The sequence below is a fragment of the Elizabethkingia miricola genome (genome assembly GCF_001675285.1).
In the GTDB taxonomy this organism is placed as follows: Bacteria; Bacteroidota; Bacteroidia; order Flavobacteriales; family Weeksellaceae; genus Elizabethkingia; species Elizabethkingia miricola.
This window is the reverse complement of the sequence record NZ_LSGQ01000001.1, coordinates 117,151-138,465: the sequence shown is the minus strand read 5'-3', so window position 1 is coordinate 138,465 and position 21,315 is coordinate 117,151. Positions and strand designations below refer to the sequence as shown.

Below are 21,315 nucleotides of genomic sequence, written 5' to 3'. Positions count from 1 at the left end.
AAAGATAAGAAATAACTTTTATTCAACAATGCTGCGAAAGGTTAAGTTTACCCTTTCTTTAAAGAATTTTTTAGTTGGTGGCAGCCGATGCAGCCAGAAATCCTGAGTTTCATATTTCATCACAAGAAGACTGCCATGTTCCAGTATAAGTTCCACTTTTTCTTGTGTTTTTTTATGTTTGAATGCAAACTTTCTTTCGGCACCAAAACTCATAGAACCAATAGCACCATGCTTTTTCAGATCTTTTTCGGCATCGCTGTGCCAGGCCATGCCCTCGTCCCCGGAATGGTAGAGATTCAACAGACAGGAATTGTATGTTTCACCAGTAGTCTGTTCAGCAATTTTTTTTAATATCAAAAGGTTCTCTGTCCATGGAAGTGCTGTTTTGGTAGCATTGGAATAAGTATATTCAAAAGGTATGTCTCCGTACCAGGCTACTTTTCGTTTGGTCAGAATTTTTTTTCCGAAAATTATTGCCTCATCATTTCGCCATTCGATTTCAGATAATAATAACTGGTAATAATAATCGGCTTCTTCTAAAGAGAATATTTTTCCGTAATAATTAACCGTTCCGTCTTTTGGAAGAAGGTTTGCTGTACTGTCTATTTCGCGTTCAAATAATTCCATTTTTCCATTTGCTGTATTGTTCTTTCATGCAATGTCCACAGGGGCGGTATGCATTCTCAATAGCTTCATTTTCTGATGAAAAGAAAATTCTGTTTTCCCTTTTCATTCGTTTTCCTGATGTACAGGATAATGTACCATATATTTTGAGTTTCCTGTTTCCGCCCAACAAAATATCTTTTCTTCGGATTTTACTTCTCAGCTCCGAATCAGAAATATCAATATGTTTTATCATACTAATTTAAAGCATCATGAAATATAATACCTAATGTATACCTGTTACCATTCTTTACCTCACTTACACCATGTTTCATATTAACCCTGTAATAACCTTTGGTACCTTTTTCCGGTTTAAAATTAGTTGTAAATATCAGTAAATCGCCTTTATTAGGTTTTAATACTATTGCTTTGGACTGAGCTCTGGGAATTTGCTGGGTGAGAACGAATTCTCCACCAGTAAAATCTTCTTCATGTTGAGTTAACATTAAAACAACCTGTATAGGGAAATACACATCGCCATAAAGATCTTGATGTAATGTATTAAAGCCACCTTTACCATATTTTAAGATTAAAGCTGTTGCTTTTTTCTGCTCGTTTGCATGACATTCGGATAATAATTCCTTATGAACAAGTGGAAACTGTTTGTCTATTTGCAGAGCTTTAAACCATGTATTAGCAATTGGAGCCAGATATGGATAGATATTGGTTCTTATATCCTGAATAATATCTGGTAAAGGGTAATCAAAATACTTATATTCTCCCAGACCAAATCTATGGCGTTCCATAATTACTCTTTTTCTGTAAACTCCGGTTTTTTCATAACCTGTTTTCAGTTCTTCACAAGATCTGTTATCGATGAGGTTTGGGATAATTGCATAACCATTTCGGTGCATGTCTTCAGTTATTTTCTCCCAATCAATATTCTCGATTTTTTGAATAAGTGTCGTCATAACTTCTAACTAAATATCTGCATTTACTCTGGCCTGTTCCCATCCGATAATAGCCGTTTTACGCGTTGGTCCCCACATATAACCTCCAATTTTTCCGGTGGATTGAATTACTCTGTGACAAGGAATAAGGAAGGCTACAGGATTACTTCCGATAGCTGTTCCTACTGCTCTGGAAGCTTTTGGGTTATTGATTTGTTCTGCCAGATAGCCATAAGTAGTAAGCTCACCTAAAGGTATTTTAAGGAGAGCTTCCCATACTTTTAACTGGAAATCTGTTCCTTTCAGATGTAACTTTATTTTATTTATTTGTTGCCAGTCCTTGCTGAAAATAGATAATGCATTTTCTTGAAAAGCATCGCTTTGCTCTCGTAATATTGCATTTGGAAATTGCTTTTTAAGCTGCTGGATGGCATCAGCCTTATTTTCATAAAAAGTCATTGCACAGATTCCTTTCGTTGTAGAGGCTATAAAAACAGAGCCGAAAGTACTATTGAAAAAGCTATAATTAATATGTAAACTTTCACCGCCGTTTTTATACTCAAAAGGTGTCATACCTTCTATGTTGATGAACAGATCGTGTAATCTTCCTGTTCCGGAAAGACCTGTTTCGTATGCAGCTTCAGCCAGTGTAGCATTTTGTTTTAGTAAATCTTTAGCATACTGAAGGCTTATGTACTGGAGGAACTTTTTAGGAGAAGTACCAGCCCAGTCACTGAATATCCTTTGGAAATGATAAGGGCTTACATGCACATTATCTGCAATGGCTTCCAGACTTGGCTGCTCTTTGAAGTGTTGCTGGATATATTCTATAGCTTCAGCAACACGTTGAAAATTAATGTCGGTTTGTGGTTTCATCTCTGTTATATTTGAAACAAATTTCCGATATGTGATACTATAATAAAACCCGAATCTTGCTTATTTCTCTAATAACGGAAGATATCTTTCACGGATGATATTAAAATGATGAATCTGATGTCCTACCATCGTGAAGCCCATTGCCAATACAGACATTTCTGTGTTATAATTGTTACCCGAATGTTGTATTGTTTCATCATCAAAACCTTCAAACATTGCCTTGCTGGCTATACGAACACTTTTTAGCTCCTTCAAAAGACTTTCTAATGTACGATGGCTGACTTTTGCATTGTCAGCGAAGAGATTTTCATCAAACCCCTGTGGAGTTACACCATCTTGCCGGGCAAATCGTGTCGTTCTTTCTGTAAAGACTCTTTCGGTATCTATGATATGTTGTATAATCTGTTTGATGGTCCATTTTTCAGGAGCATAAACATTATCTTCCAACTGAAGCAACTGATCTATGTTGATGTGATCAATCTGTTGAATACTCTGGTCAAAAGCGTCCAGAATTTCAATGTCATCTACCAGATTGATATAACGGTCGTAGTACCCCGGCATTTTTGTGATATTGGATTTTTTCATATATCAGGATTTTAGTACAATATTAGGAGATTTAGTTGTATTGTACAATGTGGAAGAAAATAGTTATTAGAAGTTAGAACATTCACTATTCACCTATTAACGATTCACCTACTGTACTGCTTTCATAATATCCGAGTTAATTTGTTTCATTCTGGCAGATGCATAAGCCGAGTCATAAGGCTGCATGGCATCGAACAAGTATTCATAAAAAGGAGTGATTTCCTGTACCTGTTCAACTTTCTTCTGTTTATATTCTGCTTTGGTATTCTGAAGTTGTACAAGGTAAGCTCTGAACTCTGAATCAACTGGTTTTAGTGCATTCAGAAGATATTTTAAGCCTTTTTCTTTTTCGCCATTCCTTGCATAGGCATCGGCTATACTTTTAGCAATCATAGAATAATAATAAGGTTGCGAAGCCATATCCTTTTTCATCGTTTTCTGATGTTTCTTATCCAGGCTTTTGTAGTAATTATAATCCTGTAATGTATTACTCTGAACTTTTGCTGCCAGTGCCAGCGCTTTTTTCTCATTGCCGGCTAAAAGATAAGCGTAAACGATATCGTCTATAGAACGGGGATCATTATATTTTTCGAACGGAATCTCCGATGTAGCCAGATCTAACACTTCTAAAGCTCTTTTTTTATCTCCTCTTTCAACCAATGCCTGTGCGGTGCGGGAAGCTGTCAGACGATAGCTCATAATATTGCTTGTTGCAATTTCATCATAATGGTTATATAGATTTTTGAAATTTCCCCATTTAAAGTTTTTTACCGTTCTGTAAAGCTCTTCTGCGTCTACGCGTCCAACATCACCACGAGGAGTATTTTCCTGAGTTGTTTTTATAGGAACGAGACGATAGGAGAAGCCATCAAACTGCAGATAATCCCTTAAAAAGAACATGTCCGCTGGGTCTGCCATACCTGTTGCTGAGAAGTTAATAGGTCTTTTCCAGTCAAAATTTGCTAATAAATCCATCAGGAAAAGATTGTATTTGTACATGGTGTTATCCGTGTAGTTTACAACCAGATTCTTTTCAGTGAACGCAGCATTTTCAGGTTTTATAATTCCGGCTTCTACTGCATTTTTGGTATTTACAGGAAGAGTGAAAGTATGAACCGGAAGGAAGTTCAGTTTTGCATATTTATCACCTGCAAAGATCATTTGAAGAATCTGATCTTTGTCTTCCGATTTCATTTTCAGAAAAGCTATAGCCTCCTGAAAGGTCATAGAATCTTGGGTTATATATTTTCTGAAAGACGCCAGCGCTTTTGAATTCTCTCCCTGAGCATCAAGATTATCAAATATACTTTTCCACTCTTCTTTACTCATCAGATAAACCTGTTCATTGGTTCCTTCCTGATATTCTTCCTGTGTTAAATGCAAAGGAAGTTTTTCGGAATTGTTTACTTTTCTCATCGTCTGATTAATAAACCATGATTTTGATACTAATGCCTGATGTACAATTCTTACATCATCGCGGAAGTTCTCGGTCTGTTGTAATCCAAATGTTGGATAAGTATCATTATCAGCATAAGTAATCATTACGCTGTCTTTTGGTAAAGATTTCAAAATAGAGTAGGCGCTGTCATAAGCTGCTGTTTTCTGGCTTCTGTCATGGGGACGATAATTCTGAAAGCCCATCATAAGGGGAATACCTAGCAAGACGGCTCCGACTGCCCAACTGAGATTTGTCTTTTTTATTTTTTGCTGTACCAGATAAAAAAGAGCTGTGGCACCTAATCCAATCCAGATAGCAAAGGCATAAAATGAACCAACAACGGCATAATCGCGCTCACGCGGCTCAAATGGTTTCACACCTGTGTAATAAATAATTCCGAAACTGGTTAGTATAAACAGGGATAATATGGCATAGAATCTTCCAAAGTCTTTATTTAACTGGAAGAAAAAACCTATTAAGCCTAAAATTAGTGGTAAGAAGAAAAATTTTACTGTTGATTCATTTTTGAACTGGGATGAAAGATGTCCCTGATCACCATATAAAGCATTGTCTAACATCGAGAATCCGCTAATCCAGTTTCCGCGGTTATCTTGTAATTCACCCTGAAGATCATTTTGTCTGCCAACGAAATTCCACAGCAGGTATCTTACAAAATAATAACCATTCTGAAAGGATATAAAATAGTTTAGGTTTTGTCCAAAATCAGGTTTTTTAACGTGGACAAGCTTATATTTTTTTGCATTTATATAATCCTGATAGGTAATACTTCCTTCATCATATTTCTTCTTCATAGCTTCAAATGCTGCATAAGCATCTTTATCATTGGCAATGTCTTCATTATCGTAATTAAAGCTAAACTCAGGAGCTCCGTACATAGACATGTAATTTGGAATAACCGTTTTATCATTACTGAACATTCTTGGCAGAAAGCTTATCTGATTTTTATTATAGACCAGATCATCACGGGTATCAATTAAATCATATCTGCCTGTTTGCTCATTTTTTACATAAACATTGCCTGTTTTTACCGTTTTATAACTCCCATCATCATTTTTCTCAATACCATCCGGATCTAAATAGGCTGTGTAATTTTCTCCATAAGTAGTTGGCCAGTCTCCATACTGGACGCGGTTATAATAATCCAGAAGACCAATTGCGCTATCGGGGTTATTAAGGTTGATTGCCGGATTGGCATTGGCTCGAACCGGCAGAACCATCCAGCAGAAAAAGCCTATGATAAGAAATACTGAGCTTAGGGTAATGGTTTGCAGTATATTATTTGCTCTTTTGTATGCAAATTTTAAGATGTAGTAAGATGCAGCAACTAATGCTAAAAATGAAAAAATAGTTCCTGAGTGAAATGGTAATCCAAATCCATTGACAAAAGTAATTTCACTTCTGGAGAAAATCGTCATTAATGTAGGGAAAATAACCTTGAATACCATTGCCAGAACGACTAAAGTAATAAGGTTAGCTAATAAAAAACCTTTCCATGTGAATTTATATTTTTTGGTATAATAAATCAGACATACAGCAGGTACGGCAAGCATACACATCATATGGACACCTAATGAAAGTCCTGTGATAAAGAAAATCAGGATAATCCAGCGTTGATTGTCTTTCTGATCAAAGGCTTCTTCCCATTTACAGATAAGCCACAAAATAAGAGCAATAAACATACTCGCCATAGCATATACTTCACCTTCTACAGCTGAAAACCAAAAGGTATCGCTGAATGTAAAAGCTAAAGCTCCAACAATCCCTGAGAATAAAACAGCAAAAGTCTGATTAGCGTTCAGTTCTTTTTGAGTAGTCTGAAAAAGGTTTTTGGCAAAATGGGTAACTGTCCAAAATAAAAACAGAATAGTAAATGCACTGCAGAGTGCTGACATTCCGTTGATGATTATAGCATAATTTTGTCCGTTGCCAAATGCAAATGCAGAAAGTGTTGCACCTATAAGTTGAAATAAAGCAGCGCCGGGAGCATGTGTTACCTGCAACTTTATGGCGGAAGCAATATATTCGCCACAATCCCAAAAGCTAAGCTTGCGCTCCATTGTAGAAAAATAGATAATCAGCGCAATACCAAATATCAGCCAGCCTAATGAATTATTCCATCTTCTGAATGTCCAATTTTTCATGAAAAAGTGAATTAATAGTTTTGGCGCTAAAATAACTCAATATTTCTTATGAAAATCAAAAATCTTATAATTATTTGCAGGGAATTCTGATTGTTGCAGCTGTTGTAATAAAAAACCTCACAGATATTAAATCTGTGAGGCCTCATGTTTATTTAATCACAATCTCCGTTAATATCGCATGAAGCACCTTGCTCCGATACATTGATAAACGGTGTTGTTTTCTGCTTTTCTTTCCAGTCGTCATAAGAAGCTTTCAGTGTATTAAGGAAAGCATCCGAAGGTTGTGCTCCCGATACTGCATACTTACGATCGAAAACAAAGAATGGTACTCCTGTTACGCCTAGTTCGTAGGCTTCCTGAATATCTTGTTTTACTTTATAAGCGTATTCATCATTACTGATGGCATCTTGGAAATCTTCCTCAGTAAGACCTATTTTCAGCGCTTCGGCTTTTAATACATCGGTGTTACCAAGGTCTTGTCCTTTTTCAAAATAGTCTGAAAAGAATGCTTCTTTTGCTTTATCACCTAATCCTTTTTCCTTCGCTTTATGAAGTACTCTGTGCGCCTGAAATGTATTGAAAGTAACCGCTTTACTAAAATCAAAATCCAAGCCTGATTCTTTAGCTGTATTGGTAATCTGCTGCTGCATTGCATGGATAGCTTCTACAGGTCTGTTGTACTTTTTAGCAAGACCTTGTTCCAGATCATATCTTTCCTCAGACTGTACAAATTCTGGATCCAATTGGTAACTTTTCCATTCCAGTACAACATCGTCAGCATGTTCAAATTGTGCTAAGGCCTGTTCGTAATGTCTTTTTCCGATAAAACAGAAAGGGCATACAACATCACTCCAAACCTCAATATGTAATTTATTATCTGTGCTCATATTTATTTTTATACAAAGATACTATCGAAAGAGGGGCAATGTCAACTATAATATTAATCTATGAAATCAATAATTGGAAGTCTTTGTTTTTACTTTAGTTTTCCTGATCCAATAAGATATATAGAATGATCCCAGTACGGTAGGAGCCAGCCATCCAATGATATTTCCGTAATGAAGCCCGGCGACAATAAATGCTGTTACAGATGCTATAAGTGCTCCGGACATTTTCCCGATATGATGGTGTATCCATTTATTCCGGACATTCTTCAGATTTTTATAGAATGAAATATCTCTGCTGCTCATTAGGATGCCAAGGCCGCCGAAGATAAGATATAGTATAGAGAACTGTTGGTTTACTGACCAGTTGATAACAGCCATAATAACCATAAGAATTCCGCTAAGAAGCATTATATATGATATTGCATAGTCTTTAACGGATGCAGATTCTTTTGATCTGGATTTAAAACTTAATGCTGCATTTCCGGCAAGAATCATATAAATAGTAAATATTCCGATAAGGAATAAGAAGAGATTTTTGTGATGAGGCATTTGAGCAACGATAAGAGATAGTAAAGAGCTGACAAGCATTCCTGCGGAAAATACCTTTCCAAAGAGTTTGTGATTGGATGAACCTTTTTTTACAATAATAGTTGCAAATCCTGCTATAAGCCCGATACCGCCGAAAAATGCATGAATGTAGATAAGTGTTTTAATAAATGTTTCCATAACTTTTAGTTTATGAGACAAAATTCAGGAAATACCCTGAGCTTGTCAAAAACAATCAGCCGAGTGGAAGAATTTACTTGCCGAAAGGGATGAAAATAAATTTAAGCCGTATTTAAAGGAGGTGCATACTGGCAATAAGGATGCGGATGCCTACAAGAGCTAGTGAAATAGCCAGCGCCTTTATAATAAACTTACCTTTTACTTTTCTGGAGAAATAAGCGCCCAGGAAAGCTCCGGGAATAACACCCAAAATAAGAGCAGCTACCATTTTTAGAATTTTTGGATCATTGTAGCTACCTTCGAAATAGTGTACTATAACGCTTACTGTAGACATAATCGCCAGAATAAAATGTGATGTTGCAGTGGCTATATGCACGGGGAACTGTAACCATTCCACCATAGCTGGTACATGAATAATACCTCCACCAATTCCCAGAAGAGGGGAGAAGAAACCTACAAATATGCTGAGGGCTATACCATACTTCATATTGTAGATATATTCATAGGTTTCACCATACTTATCCGTAATTTTCTGATGAATTCTGCCCGTAACTTTCTTTTCAGAATTGTTCTTTTTCTCTTTTCCACCTCTCAGAAACAGGAATATGGAAAGTATGATGAGAACGATACCAAAAATGTTGTCAAACTGATGTTTCGGAATATGTTTGGTTGTCAGTACACCGAGTATAGATCCCGGAATAGTTGCAATTGCGAAAATAATCCCGGCCTTATAGTCTATTCTTTTGGTGCGCATGTAAGCCATAGAGCCTACAGAAGCATTAGCTGCTACTACTGCCATAGAGATTGCTGTGATACTTTCCGGTGATAAATCAGGGTAGAAAAGGATAAGAATAGGAACAAGAATAAATCCACCACCGGCTCCGATTAATGTTCCTAAAGTTCCGATACCAAATCCTAATAGCATTAAAAGTACAAAGCTTTCTGTCATGTAAATATCTCCTGTAAGTAGTTTAGTGTAATGGCCGCTAAAATACAGAAATTTTTGTTCTCCCAAAATAATACAGAGGTTTATCCGAAATAATAATGCTTTAATGATATAAAAGAATTAAGGCAAATAAAATTAAAACCCGTTTTAGATATTATGTGTTTCATAAAAAAATGACAGATATCTGTCATTTTTTTGTTTTGAAACTCAGCATACTTTTGCTGCACAAATAAAACACTCAAACAAATATATAATGATGAACTTTAGTAAAATAAAAATCCTTTTTTAGGTTATAATCCTCATGGATTGTTTAGTGGAATATTGTCCAGCTTAACATAACCTAATTACTCCAATACCAATTTTCCGATTAACACAACTTGAGCAGCTGTACTCTGTCTGGCTTTGTAATTATATCCTATAGTTATTATTGAGTAAGATGAATAGCGAGCTTACTATAGACTTGAATAAAAACCACAAAACATAAACAAAAATGATTAGAAAAACTAAATTAAAAGAAAACTTTCCGAAAAAAGAGTACTTACCACCGATGATAGAAGTGGAATTTGTAGAAACGGAACAATGTATAGCAGGGTCTTCTGCAACGGTACATCCCGGCGGAATAGGAAATCCCGATACACCTGCTGTTACTGACTGGAATAACAATAATATCAACGGTAATACTGATTTTGATTTTTAATAACACAAATAACAATAACATGAATACGATTTATAATTCTATAAAATATGGTATTGCATCAGGCGTATTATGTCTGGGGTTAATAAGTATTAATTCCTGTTCTTCCAGAGAAAATGACACTCCAAAAGAAGACATAAACGGAACTGTTTTGAATGTCAAAATTACAGGAATTACTGATAATACTGCTGTTCAGGCATCAGCTGTAGCTTCTAATAAAATAGTAAACGGGAGCTCAGAAGGGCAATTTATTGCAGAGAATAGAATACTTAATTTAAACGGATTCGATGCTCAGGTAAGTGTTGAGAAATCGGGACCTAATGGATTAAACAATAGTGCGGTTGCCTCTTCTGCAAAAATAACCGGAATGGCAAGTGCTTCACCAATGACAGCCGGAATTAAATACCGTCTGATGATCTATAATTCAGCCGATATTAACCACACCTCGCCAGTGGCAAATGTAGATGCTACTTCCGGAACAGATCCTGCTATCAAAATTGACGCGGGTAAAACCTATAACTGGTATGCTTTCTCTACAAATGAAACAACACTACCGGCAACTACCAATGGTGTAGTGGCTAAAAGTGATCTGAAGAATAAAGATGTATTAATAGCCAATGGAAGCCTGAGTGCCCAATATGGAAACAATTATCTTAAAATTGTCTTTAATCATAACACAGCCCGGGTGAATATTTCAGTTGACAGCCGCGGAATGTTTGGAACAATGAATGCTAACCCTGTTAAAAACTTAAATGTTAACCTTTTGAAATATGGTGATTTAAATGTTTTTACAGGTTTATATTCCAATACAACGGCATATGCTTCCAATGATGTTACACCAATCAGTAATGGGAATAATACACTAAAGACATATACTTATTATACGGTAGACAATACGACGGCTGTTTCTGCAAAAGGATTAAGCCTTCAGGTTAATGCTACAGGAATTGTAAAAAAAGATACCTACGGAGGAAGTGATACAACAGTTACAATACCGGATAATACAAATATACCATTTAATAACAATGCCTTTACTCTGGCATATAATAATGCTTACAACCTAAATGTGAGATTAATAGAGTCTGGGGTTAAAGTTGGAGGCATTACATGGGCAAGGAGTAATATTTCATGGAAAGAGGATCCAGTACTGGGAACGAGGATCTTTGATCCGAATCCTAGAAGAGCCTATTTTGTTGGATCCAGTGCTGGTGAGACTGGATATTACCATTGGGGAGCTAACTATGACAGTAATGTTTGTGAGGCTATTTATCCTGCGGGAGTATGGAGATTACCTACGATAAAAGAATTAAAGGATACATTTATAGGACGGAATTATAGCAGGGTACCTTTTTATTATTCAACTCCTGCCAGTACGCTTTCTACTGCTAACGGAGTAGCTGGTTATGAATACGATCTGGACCCGGGCTCTGTTATTAATACTGCCTATCCCGAACTTGCACAAAAACTGTTCTTTCCAATAGCAGGTGAGTATCTTAACGGTAATTACATTAAGCATGCTTTTTTTATAAAACAAACAGATGGGCCTATCAACGATCTGGAATTAAATATCTGGGCTGATGATCATACAAAGGTTCTCCGGTGGACATCTCGATATAATGGTGATGGTACAATGACTCTTAATTCTGTAGATGAAGTAACAACAGTATATCCTTTTAGATCAACAATACGTTGTGTAAGAGCATAAGCTTATTTACTAATATATAAAACAGGGGTCGCCTTTTTAAGGCGGCCTCTGTTTTATGCATTATCATTATAAGCAAACAGAAGGAAAATGAATAATTTGCAATAAAAAAAATAAAAGATCTGGATTAATATTTTATTTTTATCAGATGTTAATATGATAAAACTATGCGTAAAATTTTAGTCTGGTCGCTTAAACTGGTAGGAAGTATTGTTGGTATTGTGGTTTTATATTTGTTATTGGGCTACTTTATTCCCTTTATTCCTGTAAGAGCTGAGAAAACTGATGATCCAAAGCTAATAGAAGCTTATATTATGACTAATGGAGTTCATACAGATCTGGTAGTTCCTGTAAAACATGAATTAATGGATTGGAGTCAGAAGGTTCTGTTTTCACAGACTAAAGGAAAAAGCACAGATTTTAATTATATTGCCTTTGGCTGGGGAGATAAAGGCTTTTATCTGGATACACCTACATGGGCAGATCTGAAATTTTCTACTGCATTTAAAGCTGCATTTTGGATGGGGCAGTCTGCTATGCATGCAACTTATTATAGAGGGATGAAGGAAGGAGAAGATTGCAAAAAGATTATGCTTACTGTGGCGCAATACAAGAGGCTGGTAGAATATATTGATAGTAAATTTGATAAAGACCAGCAGGGAAATTATATGTTTATTCCTACTAATGCTGTGTATGGAAATGATGATGCCTTTTATGATGCCAAGGGGAGTTACAATTTCCTGTATACATGCAATACATGGGCAAATGACGGACTGAAAGCTGCAGGGCAAAAAGCCGCGCTATGGACACCAAGTGATTTCGGAATTTTCCGGCATTATAAATAGTATGAACTGTACTTTGCGTAAAGCAAGATAGATGGTACTAAAGGCACAATAATAACGTATAATAATAAGGCACAAAGGGAAAATATTTGATTTTTTGTTGCTAACTTTTATCGTTAGATGAAAACTTTGTGACTTCGTATTGTTTAGAGTATATCAAAAAATATATCAAAAAATTAAACGGATATGAGCTACGATATTCAGTTATTCAAGATTGAAACCAAAGAACGGGAGCAACAATCAAAGGATGAGAATTTTTTCGACCATGAAGAGAATCTGGAAGCTTTTACAGAAGAGCAGGTTAATAAGTTAAGAAAGAGACTGGAAAGTTATGGTTATAGATTAATTCAAAAGAATGAACATGGCTTGGAATATAGAAATAATAAGCATGAAGTAGGAGCATTGCTTACGAACAGAGGGTTATATTTTACCGCCGGCTGGAATCAGGATGCTATTTTTGAAGCAGGTATGACGGCTTCTGAATTTACAGATACAGAAGAGTTTGCCAAATATGATCCTCAAAATGGTGGATGGGAAGATTTTTAAAGAAAGACATAAGATATTGGAAATAGAGATAAGAGTAGCTGAAAAAAATGATTTAAGTACTATTCAGCGTATGTGTGCAGATACTATAGCTGCTGTATGTAGTAGGGACTATAATCAAGATCAGATAGAAGTATGGATATCGGGAATAGAAAATACGCCGCATTGGAATGACAATCTATTGGGGCAATATATACTTGTTGCTGAATACGATGGTGAGATTACAGGCTTTATATCTTTAAAAGATGGATATTATATTGATTACTTGTATATCCATGCAGATTATCAGCATCAGGGAATTGCTAAAAGACTATATAAAGCTATTGAAGAAAAAGCGCTGTTAGAAAAACAATCTCTGTTAATGGCAGATGTTAGTATAACGGCTAAACCATTTTTTCAAAAAATTGGTTTTGAAATATTAAAAGAACAAAAAGTATATCTTGAAGGAGTTGAGCTGACTAATTATAAAATGGAGAAAACAATAACATAAAAATAGCCGGATATTACTTCCGGCTATTTTATAAATTTAATGTCTTTCGCGTAAGACAGCTTCTATATCTTCCAGAGTAAAACCTTTGGCTTTTAATAGAATAAGATAGTGATAGAGGAGATCTGCTGACTCATTTTTAAATAAATCGTCGTTATTGTCTTTAGCTTCAATTACGACCTCCACGGCTTCTTCACCAACTTTTTGAGCTACTTTATTAATCCCCCTTTTGTATAGTTGATTGGTATAAGAATTTTCAATATTGTTATCTATTCTATCCGAAATTACATGTTGCAATTCGTATAAAAATCCTTTTCGGGACTGACTCCCAAAACATGATACACTACCAGTATGGCATGTTGGGCCATTAGGCTTTACTTTTATAAGTAAAGTATCCTGATCACAATCCAATAAGATTTCTTTCACTTCCAGAAAATTCCCGGAAGTTTCTCCTTTTGTCCATAACCTGTTTTTTGAGCGGGAAAAGAAGGTGACTTTTCCTTCTTCTTTGGTTTTATTATAAGCTTCAGGATTCATATAACCCAGCATAAGAACCTGCTCGGTCAGATAGTTCTGGATAATAACCGGAACTAAACCATCTTTGTTTTTATTAAAATCTATTTCCATCTTACCGGAATGTTTTGTTGAGTTAGATATTGTTTAAGTTGTGGAATTGGTACTTCTCCAAAATGGAATATACTCGCTGCTAAAGCACCACTGGCTTTAGTCTTTTCAAAAACTTCTTTAAAGTCTTCCATTTTACCGGCTCCTCCGGATGCAATTACAGGAATATTGACTAGCTGGGCAATCTGTTGTGTTATATCCAGTGCGAATCCATTTTTTGTGCCATCAGCATTCATAGACGTTAACAGGATTTCTCCTGCACCCAATTTTTCAGCTTCTTTTGCCCAGATTAAGGTTTCAAGCTCCGTTTCTATTTTTCCACCGTTTACAAATACTTTTTCTGTACCATTCATACTTTTGGTATCTATGGCGACAACAACACACTGACTGCCAAAACGAGCTGCGAGATCACTGATCAGCTGCGGATTCTTAACTGCTGAAGAGTTTATGGAAATTTTATCGGCACCTGCTTTTATAATAGTTGCTGCATCTTCTACGGAGTTGATACCGCCACCTACAGTAAACGGAATATTAATCTCCTGCGCAATCCTCTCGACTAAATCAGCCAATGTTTTACGCTTTTCCTGCGTAGCAGAAATATCCAGAAATACAAGTTCATCTGCTCCTTCTTCTACATATTTCTGAGCCAATACTACCGGATCACCGGCATCGCGTAATCCCTCGAAGTTAATGCCCTTTACGGTTCTTCCGTCTTTTATATCCAGGCAGGGTATGATTCTCTTTTTTAGCATGTTTTTGGTTAGCTCTTTATGTTATTACTTTTTCTCAGATTATTAAATATTTATAATCCTTTATTACGGGGTACTTTTCAAATGAAGATCCTGGATCTTGGCTCTTACTTTTTGCATAAAACTGGCTCCGGGATCATATTTTTCGGTAAAATAATTCGGGTTCTTCTCTTTCCATAGAGATGAATTCCGGAATATGCCATATTCAGAATGACCAATAAGATACTGTATAGCGTATTTTTTGGTAAGGTAGCGGATCAGCTTTGCATTAGCTTCTACCTGTGCTTCTGTTAGAGGCTGTTTACTGCCCCCGATATTCTCAATACCTATAGCACAATAGTTAAGTCCTATGGTATGTCTTGCAAACTGAGTAGGTGGCATTAACTGGTAAATACTACCATCACGATCAATAATGAATTGTGAAGAGACATTCAGTGCACTTTCGCGAGACAGGTTTTTACGTCCGTTGAGGTAAGTATTGTTGAAATACCGGATATTATGCTCCAACGTACCAACTTCCGTATAATGAAGTACAATCATTAAAGGATTTATTGTTGGCGTTTTCTGTACGATACCATAATGGGTGCGCATATAGTCGAGACTAAGGTCAATACGCTCCTGATTGAATTCTATTGGTCTCTGAATAATATTAATGGCATCCGTTTGAGCTTTTAGCTTTACTGAAAACAACAGCAGTATACCTATCAGTTTTAAATATTTCATCCGTTTCATTAAAATTTGCAATACTTCATTTATGAAATTAATTCACGAAGTTCTTTTAGTTTTATTCTTCCCTCATAAATGGCTTTTCCGAGAATAGCCCCCTCACAACCTATTTCTTTAAGAAGATGCAGATCTTCTATATTGGAAACTCCACCGGAAGCAATAAGTTTTACAGCAGTGTTCGTCAGTATTTCTTTATACAACTCATTGGAGGTTCCTTCCAGCATACCGTCTTTTGCAATATCTGTACATATAACGTAAGAAATACCTTTTTGCTTATAATCCCGGATAAAATCTATAACATCCAGTTCTGAGGATTCCAGCCAGCCATGGGTAGCAATTTTTCGGTTTTTACAGTCAGCCCCCAAAATTATTTTCTCTGACCCATAAACCTCAATCCATTTAGTGAAAATTTCAGGCTCCTGTACAGCTATACTTCCACCAGTAATTTGCTTGGCACCGCATTCAAAGGCAATGTCAATATCTTTTTGAGACTTGATACCACCACCAAAATCAATCTGTAATGAAGTCTTTGAAGCTAATTCTTCCAGTGTTCTGTAGTTGATAATCTGTTTGGATTTTGCACCATCCAGATCCACAAGATGCAGATAACGGATTCCATAGTCTTCAAACTCTTTGCCTACTTCCAGAGGATTTTCATTATAAATTTTCTTGGTGTCATAATCTCCCTGTGACAGGCGTACACATTTTCCTTCAATAATATCTATAGCCGGGATTATTCGCATTTTATTTTTTTAAATCTTTTAATATTTCCTGAATGGCCCGGTCCAGTTGTGGATCATTCCCCTGTAGTCGGTCCATAAAGGTGTTTTTAATATAAATGTCTGGTTTTACACCAGTCTTTTCCAGATTCTGTCCGTCCAGTGTATAAGTTCCCCAGGAAGGTAGTCTGTAAGAAGATCCGTCTACAAGACCTTTTCCTGAAGTAAAGATGATCCATCGGTAAGTATCCTGTCCTATAATTTTTCCAAGTTTCAAGGCTTTAAATCCTGCTGCTGTCATCTCTGCATCACTTAAAGAACTTTCATTAATTAACACTACTATAGGCTTCCCGGAAGGAGCAAAGTTTGGCTGTGTTGTCATTTTTCCTTCCCGGTATTTCCACTGCAGGTAAGGTTTCTGTGATAAGAAGTTTAGTACTTTATCATGAACATTTCCACCTGTGTTATATCGCAAATCGAGAATGACAGCATCTTTTCTGTTCTCCTGTTCTACCATATCCAGTAGGAAGCGATCCAGCTCATCTGTAGACATATTTTTCATGTACGAATAAGCAATACGATTGTTACTAAGCTGGTTAACACGCTGACGGTTGGTGAAAATCCAGTCATCATAAAGCAAGCCTTTTAGCTCCATATTCGAAACAGGGTGTACTTTTGTTGTGATATTTTTTCCACCACGGTTGAAAATAAGAACTAATTCATCCAATTTTTTAGGAGTAGCAAAATAAGACTCACGGTTTTCACGGGTATCGATATTTTTGCCATTTACAGTTACTAACTGATCTCCCGGCTTAATGTCCACTCCGGACAGAAATGCCGGCGATTTCCGTACAATACTTTCTACTGTATAAGGCTGATCTTTCTTGAAGATAATTCCTGTTTCGTTTGTAAAGTAGTTTAGTTGTTTGGTTTCTTCTTTTCCGACTGAAGAGAATCCGGTATGTGAGGAGTTTAGTTCTCCCAAAAGATCGTTCAGCAAAATTCTCAGATCATTTCTGTTGTTTACATACGGAACATACTTAGCATATTGCTCCTTTTTGGCTTTCCAGTTAATGCCGTGGAATTTCTCATCATAGAAGTTCTCTTCAACGCCTGTCCAGGTTTCATCATACATCTGGGTAAATTCGGAAGCCAGGTCTTTATTGAAGGTATACTGGATGTTTACTTTTTCAGGTTTTAAAGCCGCTAAAGACATTTTATAAATATTGCCCTCTATTAGCGCAAAAAGATTTTTATTATTTTTTGTGATATAATAGGCTGCTTTATCAAATACCTTCTCGGATTTTGCAGGTTCGAAATCAGTGAAAACCTTTTTATAAAGTTGCCTTTTTCCGTTGTCCTGATTGGAATTATACAACAGAATTTCTTTTTTATCATCAGCAAAAACTGTTGGATCTTCCTGATATCCATATCTGTCAGTTACCAGTTCAATTCTTTCCAGAGCATATTCTGGGTTAACTTTTAATTCCTTAATTACGGGCTCTTTCTCTTCTTTTTTGTCAGTAACTTCTTCTTTTTTAGTTTCTTTAGACTTTTTATCCTTACTGTTTTTTGTATCCTTTGCAGTGTCTGCAGGTTTAGTTTCTTTTGCTTCCTCTGTAAATAGTTTATCAAACTTTTCAGACTTATAAGGTTCGTCGAACCAGTCCAGAGCCATACGGTAAATATTGGATTTTTGCATACCTAAAGGGTAGGATGGGTTGGTTCTGTCACTTGCAAAGTAGATATATTTCCCATTTGGAGACCAATAAGGATCTTCCTCGGAGACTCCGGTATTGGTAAGGTTTATAGTTTGGCCTTTCTTAATGTTGTAGACAAAGATGTCCAGTTCAAAATTTCTTTTTGCAGAGAATAATACATATTCATTATTCGGTGAAAAAGATGGTCTTGAATTTTGGAATGCCCAAATCTCATCTTTTACAATAGTATTGGAAGTAAAGGTTTTTAAATCCAATAATCTGACTTCATCACGGCCACTCAAATAAACAGCTTTTGAAAGATCATTATTAAGTGTGATACTGCGGTTATTGCGGGCATCGTGTGTTAATTGTTTTAGTTGTCCTTTCCCGTCTGCAGAAATTGTGAACCAGTTCTGATAGCCTTTATCGGTCTGACTGAAAAGTAATGTACGGTTATCTTTTAACCATTTTACTTCCATTACACGTTCTTTACCGTCAGAAACCTGTTGTGTGAATTTTCCTTCAACATCTGAAACAAACAGTACTCCACGGCTTACAAAAGCCATTTTTTTACCGTCTGGTGATACATCGTAATAGGAAATAGTATTGTCCACACTAAAGTTCTGCTCTTTTTCCAGTGTCTTATTCGTATTCAGACTGGCATTCAGCAGTTTTGTGTTTTTTGAAGCTACATCATATATGTAAAGCTGATAGTCTTTTTCAAAGATTACTTTAGATCCGTTTGCTGCAACAAAAGGTTTTTTGATAGAAGTATCAAATTGTGTTAATGCTGTTTTTTTGCCATTCTCTATTTTATAAAGATTGTATTCGTTATTATTTTCGTCTGAAATAAAATAAATAATACCATTTTTATCTACACTTGGATTGAAATCTTTTCCTTCGTAATTGGTGTATTGTTTAAAAGTATTGGCCTTCGGATTATAGCCCAGAATATCGGGATTGTTTTCTCCTTTGTAACGTTTGCGGTAAGTCTGATTTGCACTTTCCATAGAACTTGTAAACAGATATTCCCCCGCAGGAGTTTCTGCCAGTCCATTAGTATTATTAAAATAGTTGTTGAAAAGCTTTTGTGGAGTTTTCCCTTCTATAGTCGTTTTAAAGCTTCCGAAATTATTATTTCTGCTTGAAGTAAAATAAATAGTTTTACTGTCCCATCCCCAGTTTTCTACTTCATCTTTTCCTGTGTGAAAGGTTAATTGCTTTATAGTTCCACCCTCAACCGGCATTAGATAGACATCATAATTTCCATATTGATTGGAGCTGAATGCGAGCCATTTTCCATCCGGGGATACACGTGGATTGATTTCTTCTCCCTCAAGGGCTGTTATTCTCGATGCATTCCCACCATTAGAATCTACTTTCCATATATCTCCGTCATAGGCAAAATAAGCAGTTTTCCCATCCGGACTCAGCGAAGGGCTTGATAAAAAGTAGGATTTATCCTGTGCCGAAACCTGAAGAATTGTAAAGGCAGTTAATAGTGAAACATAAAGTTTTTTCATATACAGTTAATTTTTTTATAAACTTAGAAAATTCTTTAGTATTTTTTCGCCTGTTGATGCCGATTTTTCAGGGTGAAATTGGGTCGCATAGAAATTTTCTTTCTGAAATGACGCAGAAAAGGGCAAAATATAGTTTGTAACAGCAGCTGTATCTTCTGAAAGTTCACAATAATAGCCGTGTACATAGTAAACATCTTCACTCTCTCCAATACTATTGAAAATAGTACTATTCAGATCAGTAAGTGTATTCCAGCCCATGTGCGGGACAATATCCTCAGCAGGAAATTTTCGGACTCCGGCATCGAATATACCCAAACAATCTACACTGCCTTCTTCAGAATATCTGCAAAGCAGTTGCTGACCAAGGCATATTCCCAATACAGGCTGTTTCAGGTTAATGATAATTTTATCCAGTCCTCTTTCCTGTAAATACTTCATAGCCGAGCTGGCTTCCCCAACCCCGGGAAAGATTACTTTATCTGCATTTTTCAGAAGCTCAGGATCGTCTGTAATCACTGCGTCATAACCCAATCGGGTTACTGCGTTATAGACAGATTTTACATTACCGGCATTATATTTAACAATAGCAATCATGTTTTTAATTTAGAATTATAAAGTTAAAAGTTAGAAGTACGAATGTCGATTAATGAGCCTTGTCAAGGTTTTAAACCTTGACAAGGCTTACTCCTAATTTTATAACATTCCTTTGGTAGAGGGAAGTATCATTTTTTCTGGATCACGTTTTACAGCAGATTTTATAGCTTTAGCAAAAGCTTTAAAAATAGCTTCTATTTTGTGGTGCTCATTTTGTCCTTCCGATTGAATGTTTAGATTGGCTCTAGCTCCGTCGGTAAAAGATTTGAAGAAATGATAAAACATTTCTGTAGGCATTTCTCCTATTTTTTCTCTTTTAAAATCAGCATCCCATACCAGCCAGTTTCTTCCTCCAAAATCTATAGCTACCTGTGCCAGGCAGTCGTCCATAGGCAGGGTAAAGCCATAACGTTCGATTCCTAATTTATTACCCAAAGCTGTAGAAAATACTTCACCTAATGCAATAGCGGTATCTTCTATAGTATGGTGCTCATCTACTTCCAGATCACCACTGACTTTTATGTCTAAATCCATTTGTCCGTGGCGGGCAATCTGATCCAGCATATGGTCAAAGAATCCAAGTCCTGTTTGTATATTGGATTTTCCGGTACCATCCAGATTTAGCTTAATTTTAATTTTTGTTTCATTTGTATTTCTTTCAACCGAGGCTGTACGGGATTCCAGCTTCAGGAATTCGTAGATAGCTTTCCATGAAGTTGTTTTTAGAGCAATATATTGTTCAAGGCTTTCTTCTTTTGATATTTCTTCAGCTCCAAGATTTTCATCATTAGCAATAAAAATCCCCTTTGAATCTAAGTTTTTTGCCAGCTTTACATCCGTGATTCTATCCCCGATTACATATGAGTTTTGTAAATCGTATTCAGGATTATTGATATAACGGGTAAGTAACCCGGTATTAGGCTTTCGGGTAGGAGCATTTTCAGAAGGAAAGGTTTTATCAATAAGTACTTCAGAAAAATAAATGTCTTCATTTTCAAGCGCTTTAATAATAAACTGGTGTACCGGCCAGAAGTTTTCTTCAGGGTGAACATCAGTACCTAATCCGTCCTGGTTAGTTACCATTACCAATTCATAATCGAGTTCCTTTGCAATTTTTGAAAGATATTGAAATACTTCTGGGTAGAATTCTAATTTGGTAAAGCTGTCTACCTGATAATCTTCCGGTTCTAACACCAAAGTTCCGTCACGGTCTATAAATAGGACTTTTTTCATTTTTTC

21 protein-coding genes are annotated in these 21,315 nt (G+C 36.2%); 5 read left to right on the top strand and 16 right to left on the bottom strand.

Translation table 11 applies throughout. The features are described from left to right. Positions 1–18: 18 nt before the first annotated feature. From ATE49_RS00660 to ATE49_RS00620, 9 genes are all read right to left on the bottom strand, one after another. Positions 19–627, bottom strand: coding sequence for an alpha-ketoglutarate-dependent dioxygenase AlkB family protein (locus tag ATE49_RS00660; protein ID WP_065080701.1), 609 nt, complete (start codon positions 625–627; stop codon positions 19–21). Beyond that, positions 614–859 carry an Ada metal-binding domain-containing protein gene (locus tag ATE49_RS00655; RefSeq protein ID WP_059155347.1) on the bottom strand — a complete coding sequence of 82 codons (246 nt, stop codon included), beginning with the start codon at positions 857–859 and terminating at the stop codon, positions 614–616. The genes ATE49_RS00660 and ATE49_RS00655 overlap by 14 nt, the downstream gene beginning before the upstream one ends. Position 860: 1 nt before the next feature. Next, a complete protein-coding gene (locus tag ATE49_RS00650) occupies positions 861–1,574 on the bottom strand; it encodes a 2OG-Fe(II) oxygenase (RefSeq protein ID WP_081278389.1) in 714 nt (237 codons plus the stop codon). Positions 1,575–1,583: 9 nt separating this feature from the next. Then, positions 1,584–2,429 (bottom strand): methylated-DNA--[protein]-cysteine S-methyltransferase, encoded by an 846-nt coding sequence (locus tag ATE49_RS00645; RefSeq protein ID WP_059155348.1) that lies wholly within the window; start codon positions 2,427–2,429, stop codon positions 1,584–1,586. 60 nt (positions 2,430–2,489) lie between these two features. After that, positions 2,490–3,014 carry a DinB family protein gene (locus tag ATE49_RS00640; protein WP_065080700.1) on the bottom strand — a complete coding sequence of 175 codons (525 nt, stop codon included), beginning with the start codon at positions 3,012–3,014 and terminating at the stop codon, positions 2,490–2,492. A 108-nt stretch (positions 3,015–3,122) separates the two neighbouring features. Then, positions 3,123–6,614, bottom strand: coding sequence for a glycosyltransferase family 117 protein (locus tag ATE49_RS00635; protein ID WP_065080699.1), 3,492 nt, complete (start codon positions 6,612–6,614; stop codon positions 3,123–3,125). Between the two features lie 152 nt (positions 6,615–6,766). After that, positions 6,767–7,501: a DsbA family oxidoreductase gene (locus ATE49_RS00630; protein ID WP_065080698.1), complete on the bottom strand. Its 735-nt coding sequence runs from the start codon at positions 7,499–7,501 to the stop codon at positions 6,767–6,769. 66 nt (positions 7,502–7,567) lie between these two features. After that, positions 7,568–8,227: a hypothetical protein gene (locus tag ATE49_RS00625; protein ID WP_009085285.1), complete on the bottom strand. Its 660-nt coding sequence runs from the start codon at positions 8,225–8,227 to the stop codon at positions 7,568–7,570. Between the two features lie 112 nt (positions 8,228–8,339). Continuing rightward, positions 8,340–9,242, bottom strand: a complete 903-nt coding sequence (locus ATE49_RS00620; protein ID WP_234107931.1) for a sulfite exporter TauE/SafE family protein — start codon at positions 9,240–9,242, stop codon at positions 8,340–8,342. A gap of 421 nt (positions 9,243–9,663) precedes the next feature. Here ATE49_RS00620 and ATE49_RS00615 point away from each other — a divergent pair, with 421 nt between their 5' ends. From ATE49_RS00615 to ATE49_RS00595, 5 genes are all read left to right on the top strand, one after another. Beyond that, complete coding sequence (locus tag ATE49_RS00615) at positions 9,664–9,870, top strand: hypothetical protein (protein WP_065080697.1); 207 nt, start codon at positions 9,664–9,666, stop codon at positions 9,868–9,870. 19 nt (positions 9,871–9,889) lie between these two features. After that, a complete protein-coding gene (locus tag ATE49_RS00610) occupies positions 9,890–11,572 on the top strand; it encodes a hypothetical protein (RefSeq protein WP_065080696.1) in 1,683 nt (560 codons plus the stop codon). A gap of 164 nt (positions 11,573–11,736) precedes the next feature. Further along, positions 11,737–12,414 carry a TIGR02117 family protein gene (locus ATE49_RS00605; RefSeq protein ID WP_065080695.1) on the top strand — a complete coding sequence of 226 codons (678 nt, stop codon included), beginning with the start codon at positions 11,737–11,739 and terminating at the stop codon, positions 12,412–12,414. A gap of 183 nt (positions 12,415–12,597) precedes the next feature. Continuing rightward, complete coding sequence (locus ATE49_RS00600) at positions 12,598–12,957, top strand: hypothetical protein (protein WP_065080694.1); 360 nt, start codon at positions 12,598–12,600, stop codon at positions 12,955–12,957. Beyond that, a complete protein-coding gene (locus ATE49_RS00595; RefSeq protein ID WP_234107936.1) occupies positions 12,923–13,444 on the top strand; it encodes a GNAT family N-acetyltransferase in 522 nt (173 codons plus the stop codon). The genes ATE49_RS00600 and ATE49_RS00595 overlap by 35 nt, the downstream gene beginning before the upstream one ends. A gap of 36 nt (positions 13,445–13,480) precedes the next feature. Here the strand turns inward: ATE49_RS00595 and hisIE are convergent, their stop codons facing one another. The 7 genes from hisIE to hisB all read right to left on the bottom strand — a co-directional run bounded on the left by hisIE (position 13,481) and on the right by hisB (position 21,309). Next, positions 13,481–14,068 carry a bifunctional phosphoribosyl-AMP cyclohydrolase/phosphoribosyl-ATP diphosphatase HisIE gene (gene hisIE / locus ATE49_RS00590; RefSeq protein ID WP_065080692.1) on the bottom strand — a complete coding sequence of 196 codons (588 nt, stop codon included), beginning with the start codon at positions 14,066–14,068 and terminating at the stop codon, positions 13,481–13,483. After that, the gene (gene hisF, locus ATE49_RS00585; RefSeq protein ID WP_065080691.1) at positions 14,059–14,817 is read right to left on the bottom strand and encodes an imidazole glycerol phosphate synthase subunit HisF; all 759 of its coding nucleotides are present in this window, start codon (positions 14,815–14,817) and stop codon (positions 14,059–14,061) included. Before hisF ends, hisIE begins: the two co-directional genes overlap by 10 nt. A 63-nt stretch (positions 14,818–14,880) precedes the next feature. After that, positions 14,881–15,537 (bottom strand): N-acetylmuramoyl-L-alanine amidase, encoded by a 657-nt coding sequence (locus ATE49_RS00580; protein WP_065080690.1) that lies wholly within the window; start codon positions 15,535–15,537, stop codon positions 14,881–14,883. A gap of 29 nt (positions 15,538–15,566) precedes the next feature. Further along, positions 15,567–16,283, bottom strand: a complete 717-nt coding sequence (hisA, locus tag ATE49_RS00575; protein ID WP_065080689.1) for a 1-(5-phosphoribosyl)-5-[(5-phosphoribosylamino)methylideneamino]imidazole-4-carboxamide isomerase — start codon at positions 16,281–16,283, stop codon at positions 15,567–15,569. A 1-nt stretch (position 16,284) separates the two neighbouring features. Next, positions 16,285–19,482 (bottom strand): S41 family peptidase, encoded by a 3,198-nt coding sequence (locus ATE49_RS00570; protein ID WP_065080688.1) that lies wholly within the window; start codon positions 19,480–19,482, stop codon positions 16,285–16,287. A 15-nt stretch (positions 19,483–19,497) separates the two neighbouring features. Further along, positions 19,498–20,076, bottom strand: coding sequence for an imidazole glycerol phosphate synthase subunit HisH (gene hisH, locus ATE49_RS00565; RefSeq protein WP_065080687.1), 579 nt, complete (start codon positions 20,074–20,076; stop codon positions 19,498–19,500). A 99-nt stretch (positions 20,077–20,175) separates the two neighbouring features. Beyond that, positions 20,176–21,309, bottom strand: a complete 1,134-nt coding sequence (gene hisB, locus ATE49_RS00560) for a bifunctional histidinol-phosphatase/imidazoleglycerol-phosphate dehydratase HisB (RefSeq protein ID WP_065080686.1) — start codon at positions 21,307–21,309, stop codon at positions 20,176–20,178. Positions 21,310–21,315: the final 6 nt, after the last annotated feature.

What these genes read in the sequence shown, in the direction of transcription:
- ATE49_RS00660 (WP_065080701.1), bottom strand. Translation starts at nt 627, where the DNA reads ATGGAATTATTTGAACGCGAAATAGACAGTACAGCAAACCTTCTTCCA.
- ATE49_RS00655 (WP_059155347.1), bottom strand. Translation starts at nt 859, where the DNA reads ATGATAAAACATATTGATATTTCTGATTCGGAGCTGAGAAGTAAAATC.
- ATE49_RS00650 (WP_081278389.1), bottom strand. Translation starts at nt 1,574, where the DNA reads ATGACGACACTTATTCAAAAAATCGAGAATATTGATTGGGAGAAAATA.
- ATE49_RS00645 (WP_059155348.1), bottom strand. Translation starts at nt 2,429, where the DNA reads ATGAAACCACAAACCGACATTAATTTTCAACGTGTTGCTGAAGCTATA.
- ATE49_RS00640 (WP_065080700.1), bottom strand. Translation starts at nt 3,014, where the DNA reads ATGAAAAAATCCAATATCACAAAAATGCCGGGGTACTACGACCGTTAT.
- ATE49_RS00635 (WP_065080699.1), bottom strand. Translation starts at nt 6,614, where the DNA reads ATGAAAAATTGGACATTCAGAAGATGGAATAATTCATTAGGCTGGCTG.
- ATE49_RS00630 (WP_065080698.1), bottom strand. Translation starts at nt 7,501, where the DNA reads ATGAGCACAGATAATAAATTACATATTGAGGTTTGGAGTGATGTTGTA.
- ATE49_RS00625 (WP_009085285.1), bottom strand. Translation starts at nt 8,227, where the DNA reads ATGGAAACATTTATTAAAACACTTATCTACATTCATGCATTTTTCGGC.
- ATE49_RS00615 (WP_065080697.1), top strand. Translation starts at nt 9,664, where the DNA reads ATGATTAGAAAAACTAAATTAAAAGAAAACTTTCCGAAAAAAGAGTAC.
- ATE49_RS00610 (WP_065080696.1), top strand. Translation starts at nt 9,890, where the DNA reads ATGAATACGATTTATAATTCTATAAAATATGGTATTGCATCAGGCGTA.
- ATE49_RS00605 (WP_065080695.1), top strand. Translation starts at nt 11,737, where the DNA reads ATGCGTAAAATTTTAGTCTGGTCGCTTAAACTGGTAGGAAGTATTGTT.
- ATE49_RS00600 (WP_065080694.1), top strand. Translation starts at nt 12,598, where the DNA reads ATGAGCTACGATATTCAGTTATTCAAGATTGAAACCAAAGAACGGGAG.
- ATE49_RS00595 (WP_234107936.1), top strand. Translation starts at nt 12,923, where the DNA reads ATGATCCTCAAAATGGTGGATGGGAAGATTTTTAAAGAAAGACATAAG.
- hisIE (WP_065080692.1), bottom strand. Translation starts at nt 14,068, where the DNA reads ATGGAAATAGATTTTAATAAAAACAAAGATGGTTTAGTTCCGGTTATT.
- hisF (WP_065080691.1), bottom strand. Translation starts at nt 14,817, where the DNA reads ATGCTAAAAAAGAGAATCATACCCTGCCTGGATATAAAAGACGGAAGA.
- ATE49_RS00580 (WP_065080690.1), bottom strand. Translation starts at nt 15,537, where the DNA reads ATGAAATATTTAAAACTGATAGGTATACTGCTGTTGTTTTCAGTAAAG.
- hisA (WP_065080689.1), bottom strand. Translation starts at nt 16,283, where the DNA reads ATGCGAATAATCCCGGCTATAGATATTATTGAAGGAAAATGTGTACGC.
- ATE49_RS00570 (WP_065080688.1), bottom strand. Translation starts at nt 19,482, where the DNA reads ATGAAAAAACTTTATGTTTCACTATTAACTGCCTTTACAATTCTTCAG.
- hisH (WP_065080687.1), bottom strand. Translation starts at nt 20,076, where the DNA reads ATGATTGCTATTGTTAAATATAATGCCGGTAATGTAAAATCTGTCTAT.
- hisB (WP_065080686.1), bottom strand. Translation starts at nt 21,309, where the DNA reads ATGAAAAAAGTCCTATTTATAGACCGTGACGGAACTTTGGTGTTAGAA.